Genomic DNA, 13,815 nt, shown 5'->3' with positions numbered 1-13,815 from the left:
GGATAAATCCACATGACTATTCTCGCACCAAAGCCATTTCACGGCTCATACCTCTCAACTGACGTCCAGTTCCTGTTAACGACGGTACAAATGGAAATGACGCCAGTCGACGAAAAAGAACATCTTATTCAGTCTGGACAAAAGCATTATTCCGACATGCTGAGCCAGGAACCAGCCCCGAGTTCTGCACACCTTGAATTGTTTGGCCGTGCACTGGATTTGGGTGCAGCGCGGATGGCGAAGGAAGTACTCAGTCTTGCAAAAGGGCTCGTCAGCCATATTGGCAATACTCCTGTTATCCTGGTGAGCCTGGTTCGTGCCGGTGTGCCATTAGGCGTAATGCTTCAGCGAGCAATGACAGACATGGGTCTGGAATCGCACCATTACGCTATCAGCATCATCCGGGACAGGGGTATTGATACAGAAGCCCTAGATTACATCGAGGCAAAACATGGAACAGGCGGGATCGTGTTTGTTGACGGCTGGACAGGTAAAGGTGCGATAACTAACCAGCTGTTAGAAAGCCTCAAGGGACGAACTGGATACCCTAATATTCCTCGTCTTGCTGTGCTTGCCGACCCGGCAGGTTGCGCCTGGCTGGCCGCATCTGATGATGACTGGTTGATCCCATTTGGCATCATGGGGGCTCCGGTATCGGGAATGGTCTCCCGTTCAGTGTGGACGGAGTCAGGCTTTCATGGATGCATGGAGTGTGGCCACCTCAAGGAATTCGAATGCAGCACAATGTTGGTGGATACTATTGACCATATCAGGAAGAAGCTGTGTGAAGAGGATGTGCCAGTAGCTGCGCCCTTCTCATCTCAAAATAACAATCAGCGTAAGATCAGCCTGCAGGTTATTGACCAGCTGGCAGCAAAGTATGGCATTACAAATATCAACCGCATTAAACCGGGAATCGCTGAAGCGACCCGCGCTGTGCTTCGCAGAGTGCCCGATCACGTGCTTGTTAAAAGTAAAGACGATAAAGATGTGGAGCTGCTTGTGTACCTTGCCGAGCAACGCGGCATCTACATTGAAGAAGTTGGCGAAGCGCTTGGACAGTATCGGGCCGTCACTATCATCAAAAAGGTGGCATGATCATGAGCAAGAACATATCTCCATTCATGCTTGGCGCAACACTCTATATGCCAGCAACTCGCACCGACCTAGCTGAAGTCATCCTTCGTGGCAAGATCCCAGAGCTTCGCTCAATGGTCATTTGCCTGGAAGATGCGGTAAGTGAAGAACAGGTCGATATGGCCCTGTACAACCTTAGTGAACTACTGGATGAACTGAAGCACACAGCTAATCAAGACAGCCCGGATAGTCGCCCATTGGTCTTTATACGCCCCCGTAATGCTCAGATGGCTCGTGAACTCGTCGAAAATTACGATCTGGTGGGAATTGATGGTTTTGTTGTGCCAAAGTTTACCAAATCTAATTTACCCTCCTGGTGGGAAATCATTTCAGCGACGACTCTCGCGCTCATGCCTACGCTTGAGACGCGAGAGGTCTATGACGTACAGGAAATGACTGAGCTTGCGGTTCTGCTTGAAAACCATGCTTGTCGTGATCGCATAGTCGCTTTGCGTATCGGTGGCAATGATTTGATGAGTGTTATTTCTATGCGACATCCGAAGAACATGACACTTTACGATGGCCCCATGGGCTATGTAGTGAAGATGCTGGTATCGGTTTTCGCCACTCGTGGTTTCTCTTTGACTGCGCCCGTCTGCGAGCAAATCGACAACATCGAGTTACTGCAGCGGGAGTTAACTCAGGACGTTGCACATGGTCTGGTGGGTAAAACAGCTATTCACCCTTCGCACCTGAATTTGATTCACCAGGGATTAATGGTCGAGAAAGACGATTATGAGGATGCCCTCCGCATTATCAACTCATCTCAGGCCGTTTTTAAATCGCAGGGAGCGATGTGTGAGCCTGCAACGCATCGCAACTGGGCTGTCTCCGTACTGGAGCAATCCAAGTATTGCGGCATCGCTAAGCAGTTTGAAAATGTAATTTTAGCCTCACGTTAATGAGGCGCGTATTATCCAGAGATATGGTGTGCTATGACCATCAGTCCTAAACAGCTGAGACAATACAAACTGATTGTCTTACTGAGTACAGGAAAGCCCGTGCGTAAGGACACGCTTTTTCAGGAGATGGACTGCTCCGAACCCACGTTTACGCGTGATCTTCGTGAAGTCAGAGAAGAATTTCAGGCTGATATCAAATTTAACAAGGCAACCAGTAAATACCAGTTAGCCTCAAAAGGTACTTTAACTACCAAGTTGTTAAGACATATGCGTGATGTTCTGACCGCACGTGAGCAAGCTGGATTTGCCGGGAGCGTATCCTCAGGAGTAAAGCTTGATAAGGAAGGTAAGAAGCCGGTATCCCTTTCGCTAAGACTTGATGTCATTCGTAAGATTGATAGCTATGCAATCGCGAATGGGCTGAACAGAAGCCAGGTTGTGGAATGGCTCGCAAAGGAAGTACTACCTGTCAGAGAGAAATAGTTATCTCCTAAATCAAAACGGCCAAAAGGCTGGTTTGATTTAGGATTAAAATCCCCATCCGATGTATGAAGTAATTATATTTGATTAGGCATAATATCCGCTCAGCGAAGTGAATATCATGAAGGAATTCTGTTTCAGAATAGAACAGGATTTAGGATCAGGGTCACTGAAATAGGACGTTAAATCATGCAATTACATGCCTGACATGGGGTTCGAAGGCCAACTGTACGGAAACGTCCGATAAGAGAAAATTAATCGTATAAAAAAACGATTAGTAGACATCAATGCCTATTAAATACCATTTCCCGATTAAAAAAACCATTTACAGGGTAATTTCATGCCTATTATATATCAGGCAGTTAATTCACTAACGTACGTTTTCGTTCCATTCGCCCTCAAATCTCTAAACAGGATGAATTGGCCTTGTGTGTTCATCCAGTAATAGATAACTCTGATCACGCCTCTTGTGCCTGCGCTCATCCATGTATTTTTCTTCTCAACCTTATTCGCTGAGTTTCTGCCCTGTTCCCTGCAACCCCACCAGTACCTCACTTAAGTGCGTGACCAGCTTCCGCACTTTATCCGGGATAAAGCGGGCATCGGGGAACACAGCATAAAGATAGCGGTCGGGAAGCCGCCAGTCCGATAAAACCCGCACCAGTCGGCCGGATGCCAGCGCGTCTGCGCCGATAAGTGTTTGTAACCCACCGATCCCCAGCCCCGCTTCAAGGGCCTGCATCAATGCATCACTGTTGTTAGAGCGAAAAGCACTTTCCACCGGCACAGACACCCTCGTGGTCGCGGACACCAGCTGCAGCGGCGCATCGGGCGATACGCCGCTAAAACGTATGTGGGGATGGTGCTGCAGGTCACTGGGAGTTTGCGGCGTGCCGTTTCGCGCTATCCACTCAGGGGAAGCCACCAGCACGGTTTCAACCGTGGTGAGTGAACGGGCAGCCAGTGTAGCGGGCGGCGATTCGCTGAGGCGGATTGCCACATCAACGCCTTCACCAATGAGATCCGACAGGCGATCCTCCAGCGCAATATTCAGACGCAGCGCGGGATGCGCCTGCTGGAATGCAATCAGATGCGGCATAAGCCGCTGCCCGATGCCGCTCGGCAGTTGCATATAGAGTTTGCCGTGCAGAGGCTGCGATTCAGGCCGTAGTTGCTGCTCCAGCTCTTCCATCGCGCTGAGCAGCTGCCTGACCTGCTGCAGATAATGCTGACCCTGCTCCGTCAGCGCCATTTTGCGGGTGGTGCGGTGCAGCAACACAACCCCCAGCGCCTCTTCAAGCGCGGCAATCTGCTGGCTTACCGCCGACTGCTTCATGCCGTTTTGCCGGGCCGCCGCCGAAAAAGATCCCGCTTCAGCAACCCGGATGAAGGTCTGAATCGCATTCAGTTTGTTCTGCATTTATTGATTTTCCTGATAAGTGACATCCGGTTCAGGGGATTTAATCAGAAATAAACGCAGGTGAGAATGCAGCTTCTCTCTTAACAGGGCAATGATCATGAAAACGACGCAGGATAAGAAGGTTGCGCTGGTGGCGGGTGCCAGCGGGATTGTCGGTCAGCAACTGAGTCAGGCACTGGTAGCAGACCACTGGCAGGTCAAAGCACTGACGCATCGGTCAGACTATGCAGTCAGCGGCACAGAGGTGATTGCGGTTGATCTGCGCGATAGCCAGCAGTGCCAGCAACGGCTGGCATCACTCACCGACGTCACGCATATCTTTTACAGCGCCTGGCTGAACGCTTCTGACTGGGGAACCATGGTCGGGCCGAATCTTGCCATGCTGCAAAATCTGGTTCAGACCATGGAGGATGTCGCACCACTTGAGCATGTCAGCCTGATGCAGGGATACAAGGTGTATGGCGCCCATCTCGGACGCTTTAAAACGCCGGCGCGGGAAAGCGATCCTGGTGTACCGGGTGCTGAGTTTAACGTCGCGCAGCTGAACTGGCTGAGCGCACAACAGCAAGGTAAAGCCTGGCACTGGAGTGCGCTGCGGCCCGGTGTGGTCGGCAGTGACAGGCCGGGCAACAGCATGAACCTGGCGCTGAGCCTGGCGCTGTACGCCTCAATCTGTCGCGCGGCGCGGCTGCCCTTACGCTTTCCCGGTTCGCCGGAAACCTGGCACAGTATGGTCGATTTTACCGATGCCACTCTGCTGGCCGACGCGACGATCTGGGCCGCACGCACTTCTGACGCACGCAATCAGGCCTTTAATATCAATAATGGCGATCTCTGGCGCTGGAGTGAGCTATGGCCGGTCATTGCAGCGTGGTTTGAACTGGAGATCGCGCCGCCGGTTTCGCTGTCGTTCCGGCAACTATTTCAGGATTATCGTGCGCTGTGGCGGGAAATCGCCGCTGCCGACGCGCTGCTCCAGCCCGATATTCTGGCGCTCAGTGATGGTGTCTTCGCTGATTTTGTTTTTGGCTGGGATTACGACATGTTTGGCGACGGCAGCAAACTGCGGCGGGCGGGATTCCACGGTTATCGCGCAACGGATAAGATGTTCTGCGATCTGTTTGCCCGCTTCCGGGCGGCCCGGATCATTCCGTGATGATCCGCTGATTACAGATGCAGAGAGCAGGAAAGTCGCTCTCTGCATCGGGCCATTATTAGCGCCCTTTCTTCTTACGTCCCGGCTGTACAAAGCGCTTGCGTGAGGCACCGTTAGCATCCGCTTTTTCAGCGGGTTTCGCCGCACTCTTCTGCGGTTTTTTGGCGGCGGCCGGTTTCGCCGGAGCTTTAGCTTTCTTCGCTGGTTTATCTTCTGAAGAGGAGTTCTCCAGCAGTTTAAACAGCTCAACGAGTTCGTCGTCAGTGAGATCGCGCCATTCCCCCAGCGGCAATCCCTTGAGATTGACGTTCATGATGCGGGTGCGCTCAAGCTTCGTCACTTCAAAGCCAAAATGCTTACACATACGGCGGATCTGGCGATTCAGCCCCTGGACCAGCGTGATGCGAAAGACAAACGGCGCTTCTTTCTTCACTTTGCACTTTTTGGTCACCGTGCCCAGCATCGGCACGCCTGCGCTCATTCCGGCAATAAACTCATCGGTGATCGGCTTGTCGACCGTAACGACATACTCTTTTTCGTGGTTGTTACCGGCCCGCAGGATCTTGTTGACCAGATCACCGTGGTTGGTAAGGAAAATCAGGCCCTGAGAATCTTTGTCGAGTCGGCCAATCGGGAAGACGCGCTTGCTGTGATTGACGAAATCGCTGATGTTATCGCGCTCGCCCTCTTCCATGGTGGTGATAATCCCCACCGGTTTATTCAGGGCAATCAGCACCAGATCGTCTTCATCGCGCGGCTCGATAAGCTGACCATTGACCTTCACCACATCGCCTGCAAATACCTGCGCGCCTACAGTGGCGCGTTTGCCGTTAATGAAAACGTTGCCCTGCTCGATGTAACGATCGGCGTCACGACGGGAGCAGATGCCGCTCTCGCTGATGTATTTATTAAGACGAGTTGATGAGTCAGTCAGCATGATTCCTCCAAAAAACGCGGACTATACCTTACCGGCGGGGGCTTGCGAAGTCTTTGCACCGGAAACTTTTGCCCTGCTTCGCCAGCCTGACGGCAGCGGGCATTCACAGATCAATCGCCATCTCAGTACAGCGCAAATCGCTGCCCGCCAGCTTTGACGGATAGAAACTTTCGCCCAGCGGCCGGAAGCCATGCTGCTGGTAAAAACCCACGGCGTTCGGCGTCGACGCGAGCGTCAACCGGCGGTAGCCACGCTGCAGCGCCTCCGCTTTGATGGTGTTGATGATTAGGCCCGCCATTCCCTGTCCGGTGAACCCAGGCAGGGTAAAAATGGCTTCCACGCTGGCGGCGGCAAGGTCCAGCGATCCCATAGCAACCGGTACGTCGTCCGGACCATCAATCACGAAGAAGGGATTCATGCGGATCATTGCGGGAAAGCTGGCGGGCATGCAGTCTGGCGTCCAGGCGGCGAGCACGTCGGGTGGATAAGCATGCTGGCAGCCATGACGGATGGCCAGATTTCTGATGTTCCATAAATGGTGCGCCTCTTCGGGCGATGCCTGTCTGACAATCATAGTGCCCTCCGGCTCTGCAACAGAACCGCTACGTTATCACATCGCTTTGCGGCTATCTGCGAATACCGCCGGGTTCAGTGCCCCTGGCCTCGCCGCAGTTACGCGCGGTCATGAAGCGCTGCTGCATCAGCAACCGTGCTGTTTCTGAGTTGCTGCATTTGCAACAGCTCGCTTATGCAAAACTGGATTTTAATCCTTTAACTTCAATTATTTAATCTCTGGCATGGTTACTGCTTGGTCTTTTCTTTTATATCTGAAAGTTTGGAAGATTTAACTATTCCATTAATCCAGCTATATGCCAGGAGAAAACCATGTCACTGAACCAACCTTTACAGTTCGCCTACTGGGTGCCGAATGTCTCGGGCGGACTGGTGATCAGTCAGATAGAGCAGCGTACCCGCTGGGATGCCGAATACAACCGCAAACTGGCGCAGATCGCTGAACAGGCGGGTTTTGATTACGCGCTGACGCAGATTCGCTTTACTGCAGGATATGGCGCAGATAATCAGCATGAATCGGTCACATTCTCGCAGGATTTACTTAGTCACACCTCGAAATTAAAAGTGATTGCCGCTCTGCTTCCCGGCCCGTGGAATCCGGTATTGGCGGCAAAGCAGATTGCCACTATCAGCCATCTTTATGGTCCACGCATCGCCGTTAATATTGTCAGCGGCTGGTTCCGGGGCGAGTTCAAGGCAATTGGTGAACCCTGGCTCGATCATGAAGAGCGCTATCTGCGTTCAGAAGAGTTTATTCGCTGCCTGCGCGGCATCTGGCGTGAAGAGAGTTTTAGCTTTGCCGGCGATTTTTATCGCTTCCGCGATTACGTGATGAAACCCAAGCCGTTGTCACCGCTCCCGGAAATTTTCCAGGGTGGCAGTTCACGCGCGGCGCGCGACATGGCCGCCAGGGTGTCAGACTGGTATTTTACCAACGGTAATACCCCGGACGGTGTCCGTCTGCAGGTCGCGGATATCCGTGAAAAAGCCGGACGTCATCAGCATCAGGTCAGAATCGGGCTGAACGGTTTTGTGATTGCCCGCGAGAGCGAACAGCAGGCGCAGGCGGTGCTTCATGAGATCATCAGCAAAGCCAACCCGGATGCGGTAAAAGGCTTTCAGCATGAGGTCAAAAATGCAGGCAGTGCCTCACCCGAAGGAGAGGGAAACTGGGCAAAATCGTCGTTTGAGGATCTGGTGCAGTACAACGACGGCTTTAAAACCAATCTGATTGGCACACCGCAGCAGATTGCTGAACGCATTATCGAACTGAAGCAGACCGGTGTGGATCTGCTGCTGCTGGCATTTCTGCACTTTCATGAAGAGGTCGAATTCTTTGGCCGCGAAGTGATACCGCGGGTCCGCGAACTGGAGGCGCAGGCTTTGATCGAAGCGTGAAAAAGGTACGCCACAGAAGAGAGTTATACCCGACTGCATCCGGGGTGTGATGAACGCTCAGATCTGCTGCAACGTCGCCCGCCGCTATCATTATGAGAGCGACGGACAACGTCTGCAGGGCTTTTCACTCCGCAAAGCAGATCCGTTAAAAGCGGGCGTTAAGCCCGACGTTCCATGTCACCTGATGCATGTCGCTGTTGCCTGTTACCGCCGAGACGCCCGCAAAGGCATTCACCGAGGTGCCAAGCGGCACGCTCGCACCCACCGCCATATCGATCCAGTTATCATCACTGGAATCGCTGCTGCGGGTAAAGGCGGTGCGGGTCGATTTCAGTCCGGCGGTCACCGCCGAATCGCTGTCACCAAACTGGTGATTGTAGCTGACCTGCGCCCAGGGATTGATCAGCAAATCTTTGCTGTCGATACGCCAGCCCACTGCGCCGATTTGAGAGTGCAGCGTCTGGTCGCCAAAGCGCATTGAGGTGCTGCTGTTGCCCTCCTCTTTATAGCCATCGACCTGGGTGTAGTCGAGCGCATAGCTGGCCACCGGGCCAGTAGAAACATAGCTACCCAGCGGCAAATCCCAGCCGGTCTGCAGCCGCATTCCCAGCATCTTACCGTTGCTGTTGCCCTTTTCCGTGCGGGTCGCCGGTCCCAGCCTGATCTGACGCTCAATATCATAAAAGTCGAGATCCGCATAATGGGCGTCCGCATTAATCCATCCCCGATCGAGATAATTCAACTGACTCCAGAGCGCCACCAGATTGCCGCGTAAACGGTAATCAAAGCGCGACGAGGGATCCTGACGTTGCGAGGTCGTAGAGAGCATGGCACCGGCCTGCCAGTGATCGGTCAGCTGATAGCCCACACCCACGGTGCCGCTGGCGCTGGTCGCATCGCCATCCTGCAGGCTGTCGCCGCGGAAATCACGCTGCTGCCCGGCATAACCGCCGAAAACCGTAAATTCCCCGGCGTTAGCGGGCTGCTGACGCTGCTGCTGCAGATGTCCATCCAGCGTATTGCGCGCATCGCCCACCAGCATCGACGGCGCCTGACTCAGTGCAGCTACCTGCAGCGGCGCATTCAGCACCGACTGAATGTAATCGGCGATCAGCGCATGGACCGCCGGGCTGGGATGCAGTCTGTCTGCAAACAGATACTGCTGTGACTGCGAAAATCCTGTCGTCGAGGAGGTGCAGTCCATCGCCGAGACACCTGGCGGACAGGCCATTCCGGCCGTATTCGTGAGTCCATACAGGCCCGGATTATCGATCACCTCATTAAACAGGCCATTGATATCCACTCGTGCGATGTTCCCGCGTGCGGTCACCAGCCCCTGCTCTTCAGCCTGGTTGTAACGGTCGGTGAGGGCCGCCGCCTCCTGACTCAGTAACTGCCAGGCGGCAATCAGCTGCTGTGCAATGGCATCCCGGATCAGCGGAATTGAAGAGATTTGTCCGGCCGCCTCGCCAAGCGCGGTTTCAATCGCCTGCTCTCTTGCGGCACGGTCAGGCGTAGTGGTGGTGCTCAGCGACTGAAACAGCGCCGCCGTGGCAGGTTGTGCCGCTGGACCAGGCACCTGCAGAATCGCCTGCAGCAGGGCGGGCGTTGCCCCTACATTAGGTACCGTCGGTACAATCACCGTTCCGGCTCCGGCATCCAGCAACCGGCTGACCTGTGAGGCCGCTGCACTGGCGCTGTTATCCACTATCTGCCGGGCAGCGAGAGGGGCAAGAGCCGCCGCCGCTAAATCATTGCCGCCAATCCAGTGAATATAGAGACCGTCCGAATCAGCTCGTCCGCCTCGCGCCGCAAGGTAGTTATCAAGCTGATCCTGAGTGTTAAACAGGGGATTAATTGCAGGTACCGCAACTGCGCCACCTTCGGCATAGTTACTTCCGCCCTGCGATGAAGGGCGCAGGTTATCACCTAGCGACTGCGCTACGATCTCGTCATAGAGCGGATGGGTCGCGCCATCATAGGTAAAGCGCCCGACGTTCCCGCCATCACTCAGGCTATCGCCAAAGACGGTGAGGTCGCTCCAGGCCATCGCAGGGAGCGGCGACAGCAGGCTCAGGGTGGCACAGCAGAAAAGGTATTGCGCGTGAAGGGGTTTCATCAGCAGCTCCGCACAAATCAAATGAAAGTCAGTATGAGTAAGAACCGCACCGGCTGGCGCAGCAAGCTGTAAGCGTAGACGGCTGAGGAAAGGGGTGGCAGAAAATACGGGATCGCGCTCGCAAAGCGGAGAAATTTGACTTAAAGATCAGCCTTGCTGGTTCAGGTGAAATACCGGGAACCCACCACGGTGTCGTTACACTGGCTACTTTTTGCTGGCGGGCTTCAGGCCGCGATTAAGATCCTGTAAACGTTTCATCGTCTTAACGGTGCGCTGTGGCAGCGTTGAGGCAACGGACAGGATCAGCATCTCCAGACAGACCATAATCGTGCCGTGCAGGGGAATGCGTCCCTTCTCGCCGCCGCGCGGCACATTGATTACGACATCCGCCTCGCGGGCGAAAAAGGAGTCGGTGGCGTTGGTCAGCAGAATTATCGGTATATCCAGCCGCTTCGCTTCACGCACCACGGTTGTCCCTTCCCGATGCGCCGACTGCTGCGCCATCATGATCAGCACGTCGCCACGCTGTAGCGCCAGCATCTGCTCTGCCAGCGCAATTCCGGCACGGTTAAGGGAAAAGGCGGGCAGACCGATACGATTCAGCAGCCGCACGCTGTAGTCCGCCAGAATACCTGAGGCGTTGATGCCAAAAATAGCGACCTGCCGCGCTTCGCCCAGCAGCGCCACGCTATCCGCTACCGCCACCCGATTCTGCGGTTGCGACAGCACATCACAGGCGTGACGGTGGCCCTCCAGCACAAAGTCGATGGCGCTGTTCACATCACTGGTCACCTCACTGACGGTGGTAATCATCTTATCTTCAGAGGTCAGCGAAGGACCAAACCAGGCCTTAAGTGTCTGTTTGAGGTCGCGTAGCCCGCTAAAGCCCAGCGCCTGAATCGCGCGGATTACAGTGGCATCAGAGGTGTGATTCGCCACAGCGATCTCCATCGCGGTGCTCTCCAGCACCGTTTCCCGCTGCTGATCGATATAACGCGCCACCGCCAGCAGGCGGGGTGAAAGCTGCTTTTCACGGGCGCGAAGACGTTCTGCCACCACATCCACTCTGTTTTTAACGGGCCTGCTCTGTTTCATGCTGCACCTGCAACTGGGGTTAAATGTGTGAAAGACTCATCGCTGGTCTGGCTAAATGGAGAGTTTAAGGGCCGGGAGATGTAGTAAAAACGTCATGCTGTTTTATATTTCACCTGAAGAAGATGTGGATTTAACCAAACCCCTCACCTTCATATAAAAATATATTCATTATTTTCAATAGGATAAAAATTCCAGCCAATCTTTTTGCAGCGATAAACGACACGGCAATAATGTAGCCATTTCTATTCAAATTATGTTTACTACTACAATAGCGGATGTTTGAATGATTCTCAATTACAGATGAGAAAGGTTGTCGTCCGGCCGGCATAATGACCTTGAAGGCCTGATACTGATCTCCTCTGTTTAAACGCTGCATATTGCAGAACACCTCCAGGGTAGACCTGCAAGACAGACAGATTGTCAGTCGTCAGGTCCTTTGCTTCAGATACGAAAAGAAAAATGAAAAACAAAGACTCACGATATCCGGCCCGGCACCCCGCTCTGGTCGTGGCGATCTGCAGCAGCATCATGCTGCCACAGGTCAATGCAGCAACCGACAGCGCCCCGGATATGACCGTGACCGCGGATGCCAGTTCAGAGGGAAATTACAGCGCCAGCCAGAGTAGCGTTGCCAGTAAAATGCCGACCGCGCGGATCGATGAGGCGCAGTCGGTCAGCGTGGTCACGCAGCAGCAACTGGACGATTACCAGTCAAGCTCACTGGCGGATGCGATGCGCTTCGTCAGCGGTGTGACCGAAGCGAACACGCTGGCTGGCACCGAAGATGGCTTTGTACGACGCGGATTTGGCAGCAACGCCGATGGCTCCATCTACCGGGATGGCATTCGCAGCAGTCAGGGATTGAATTTCGATGCCACGACCGAGCGGGTTGAGGTGCTGAAAGGCTCCTCCTCGCTGCTGTATGGCATTCAGAATCCGGGCGGCATTATCAATGTGGTCAGCAAAAAGCCGCAATACAGCTGGCACTCCAGCGTCAGCGGACGTTACGCCAGTGAAGGTGGCGGTGCGGGCACCCTGGATGTCACCGGTCCGCTGGGCAACGGCTTCGCCTTCCGCCTGATCGCCGAAAAGCAGAATCAGGATTACTGGCGCAACTTTGGCAGTGAAGAGCACACACTGCTGGCACCCTCTCTGCAATGGTATGGCGAGCAGGCAAGTTTTCTGATCAGCTATGCCGACTACCGCTATGACATTCCCTACGATCGCGGCACGGCCTTCATTGACGGCAAGCCAATCGACATCGGTTATAAAGATCGGCTGGATGACAAAGCCAATCACGCCTGGGGCCATAACAAAACCCTGAATGCCCACTATGACTGGCAGTTTAATGATGAGTGGCGCACCCGGTTAACCCTGGGCTGGAACCAGCGGCGCTATGACAACAATGAAGTGCGCGTGACGGCGGTGAACGCCAGCAGCGGCGTGGTCACACGTCGCGCCGATGCCAATCGCGGGTTTAACCACAAAACCAAATATCTGAGCTGGGATCTGCTGGGTAATCCCGAAATTCTGGGTATGCAGCACGCGCTGGTGGTGGGCACCGACTATGAGATGAACCAGACTTATCGTGCCCATCAGTATCAGGGCAAGGTCAACCGCCAGTTCAACTATTTCACGCCTGAATATGACTTGCTGTCACCGGTCACGGACGCCAGCACGGAAAATAGCGCAGCCGCCAATAACCTGAACCGCATTCATAGCCGGTCACTCTACGCCAAAGACAGCATTTCTCTGTCACCCGACTGGATTGTGGTGCTGGGCGGTCGTTATCAGCATTATGAACAGCGCGCCTCGCGCGGCTTTAATCCGCAGGTGGAAACCCTGAATGATGAGGGTAATAAGTTTCTGCCGCAGGCGGGGGTGATCTACAAACTCACACCTGATCTCTCTTTCTACACCAGCGTCAGTAAGTCGTTCACCCCGTCAACCGACGTGGATGATGAGGGCAATGTCGGCAAACCGGAACAGGGCACCAGTTGGGAGGTTGGCAGTAAATGGCAACTCTCGCCGAAAATGTTCGCCACCGTCGCGCTCTATCGGATAGACGAAAAAGCGATGTCGCTGAATATTAATGGCAGCACGCGGGCCATTGATAAAGCCCGATCGACCGGCGCTGAGTTTGAGCTGAACGGCGAAATTGCACCCGGCTGGGATTTGAGCGCGAACTACAGCTATGATCAGGCAGAGATCGTTAATGACCGGGTTAATCCGGATAACAATGGCAATCGTCTGCAGAATGCGCCGCGCCATGCCGGTGCGCTCTATCTCAGTCATGAGATGCAAATCAGCAGCCTGCCCGGCTCGTTCCGGCTCGGCGGCGGTGCACGCTATGTCGGCAGCCGTGCAGGCGATCCCGATAACAGTTTCACCCTGCCCGACTATGTGGTGGCAGACAGTTTCGTGGCATGGAACAACCGCCTGTTCGGTGAAAAAACGCAGCTGCGTCTGAACATCAATAACCTGTTTAACCAGCACTATTATAGTTCAAGCGGCGGCAACCTGCGCGTCCGTGAAGGTGAAACCCGCAATCTGATGGTACAGGCCCGTGTTGAATTTTAAATCGCTGCGCTGTGCGTT

Annotated in this window: 11 protein-coding genes; 6 read left to right on the top strand and 5 right to left on the bottom strand. The window is 54.1% G+C overall.

The window, feature by feature from the left end:
• Nucleotides 1–12 precede the first annotated feature (12 nt).
• From ACVKSX_RS10895 to ACVKSX_RS10885, 3 genes are all read left to right on the top strand, one after another.
• Nucleotides 13–1,098 (top strand): cysteine protease StiP family protein, encoded by a 1,086-nt coding sequence (locus ACVKSX_RS10895; RefSeq protein ID WP_132499192.1) that lies wholly within the window; start codon nt 13–15, stop codon nt 1,096–1,098.
• Between the two features lie 2 nt (nt 1,099–1,100).
• The gene (locus tag ACVKSX_RS10890) at nt 1,101–2,039 is read left to right on the top strand and encodes an HpcH/HpaI aldolase/citrate lyase family protein (protein WP_033760738.1); all 939 of its coding nucleotides are present in this window, start codon (nt 1,101–1,103) and stop codon (nt 2,037–2,039) included.
• Nucleotides 2,040–2,138: 99 nt separating this feature from the next.
• A complete protein-coding gene (locus ACVKSX_RS10885; protein ID WP_132499194.1) occupies nt 2,139–2,522 on the top strand; it encodes a tellurium resistance protein TerW in 384 nt (127 codons plus the stop codon).
• 502 nt (nt 2,523–3,024) lie between these two features.
• Here the strand turns inward: ACVKSX_RS10885 and ACVKSX_RS10880 are convergent.
• Entirely contained in the window at nt 3,025–3,939 is a 915-nt protein-coding gene (locus ACVKSX_RS10880; RefSeq protein WP_354438646.1) for a LysR family transcriptional regulator, read from the bottom strand.
• Between the two features lie 97 nt (nt 3,940–4,036).
• Between ACVKSX_RS10880 and ACVKSX_RS10875 the strand changes: the two genes are divergently transcribed.
• Nucleotides 4,037–5,095, top strand: coding sequence for an SDR family oxidoreductase (locus ACVKSX_RS10875; protein ID WP_010670548.1), 1,059 nt, complete (start codon nt 4,037–4,039; stop codon nt 5,093–5,095).
• 58 nt (nt 5,096–5,153) lie between these two features.
• Here ACVKSX_RS10875 and rluF read toward each other — a convergent pair whose 3' ends face one another.
• Nucleotides 5,154–6,032, bottom strand: coding sequence for a 23S rRNA pseudouridine(2604) synthase RluF (rluF, locus tag ACVKSX_RS10870; RefSeq protein WP_033768811.1), 879 nt, complete (start codon nt 6,030–6,032; stop codon nt 5,154–5,156).
• Nucleotides 6,033–6,135: 103 nt separating this feature from the next.
• The gene (locus ACVKSX_RS10865) at nt 6,136–6,606 is read right to left on the bottom strand and encodes a GNAT family N-acetyltransferase (RefSeq protein WP_336999087.1); all 471 of its coding nucleotides are present in this window, start codon (nt 6,604–6,606) and stop codon (nt 6,136–6,138) included.
• A 311-nt stretch (nt 6,607–6,917) separates the two neighbouring features.
• On the opposite strand from ACVKSX_RS10865, the gene sfnG reads away from it, so the two are divergent.
• Nucleotides 6,918–8,003, top strand: coding sequence for a dimethylsulfone monooxygenase SfnG (sfnG, locus tag ACVKSX_RS10860; protein ID WP_336999088.1), 1,086 nt, complete (start codon nt 6,918–6,920; stop codon nt 8,001–8,003).
• A 145-nt stretch (nt 8,004–8,148) separates the two neighbouring features.
• On the opposite strand, the gene ACVKSX_RS10855 is transcribed toward sfnG, so the two are convergent.
• Nucleotides 8,149–10,122: an autotransporter outer membrane beta-barrel domain-containing protein gene (locus ACVKSX_RS10855; protein WP_354438649.1), complete on the bottom strand. Its 1,974-nt coding sequence runs from the start codon at nt 10,120–10,122 to the stop codon at nt 8,149–8,151.
• Nucleotides 10,123–10,326: 204 nt separating this feature from the next.
• Nucleotides 10,327–11,217: a MurR/RpiR family transcriptional regulator gene (locus tag ACVKSX_RS10850; protein ID WP_052271325.1), complete on the bottom strand. Its 891-nt coding sequence runs from the start codon at nt 11,215–11,217 to the stop codon at nt 10,327–10,329.
• Nucleotides 11,218–11,676: 459 nt separating this feature from the next.
• On the opposite strand from ACVKSX_RS10850, the gene ACVKSX_RS10845 reads away from it, so the two are divergent.
• Complete coding sequence (locus ACVKSX_RS10845) at nt 11,677–13,797, top strand: TonB-dependent siderophore receptor (protein WP_354438650.1); 2,121 nt, start codon at nt 11,677–11,679, stop codon at nt 13,795–13,797.
• Nucleotides 13,798–13,815: the final 18 nt, after the last annotated feature.

It is taken from the genome of Pantoea sp. PvP021 (assembly GCF_054056055.1).
The sequence above is the reverse complement of the archived record's forward strand: the minus strand, read 5'-3'. Positions and strand labels throughout refer to the sequence as shown.

Excerpts from the sequence above, each read along its gene's own strand:
- ACVKSX_RS10895 (WP_132499192.1), top strand. The coding sequence starts at position 13 with ATGACTATTCTCGCACCAAAGCCATTTCACGGCTCATACCTCTCAACT.
- ACVKSX_RS10890 (WP_033760738.1), top strand. The coding sequence starts at position 1,101 with ATGAGCAAGAACATATCTCCATTCATGCTTGGCGCAACACTCTATATG.
- ACVKSX_RS10880 (WP_354438646.1), bottom strand. The coding sequence starts at position 3,939 with ATGCAGAACAAACTGAATGCGATTCAGACCTTCATCCGGGTTGCTGAA.
- ACVKSX_RS10875 (WP_010670548.1), top strand. The coding sequence starts at position 4,037 with ATGAAAACGACGCAGGATAAGAAGGTTGCGCTGGTGGCGGGTGCCAGC.
- rluF (WP_033768811.1), bottom strand. The coding sequence starts at position 6,032 with ATGCTGACTGACTCATCAACTCGTCTTAATAAATACATCAGCGAGAGC.
- ACVKSX_RS10865 (WP_336999087.1), bottom strand. The coding sequence starts at position 6,606 with ATGATTGTCAGACAGGCATCGCCCGAAGAGGCGCACCATTTATGGAAC.
- sfnG (WP_336999088.1), top strand. The coding sequence starts at position 6,918 with ATGTCACTGAACCAACCTTTACAGTTCGCCTACTGGGTGCCGAATGTC.
- ACVKSX_RS10855 (WP_354438649.1), bottom strand. The coding sequence starts at position 10,122 with ATGAAACCCCTTCACGCGCAATACCTTTTCTGCTGTGCCACCCTGAGC.
- ACVKSX_RS10850 (WP_052271325.1), bottom strand. The coding sequence starts at position 11,217 with ATGAAACAGAGCAGGCCCGTTAAAAACAGAGTGGATGTGGTGGCAGAA.
- ACVKSX_RS10845 (WP_354438650.1), top strand. The coding sequence starts at position 11,677 with ATGAAAAACAAAGACTCACGATATCCGGCCCGGCACCCCGCTCTGGTC.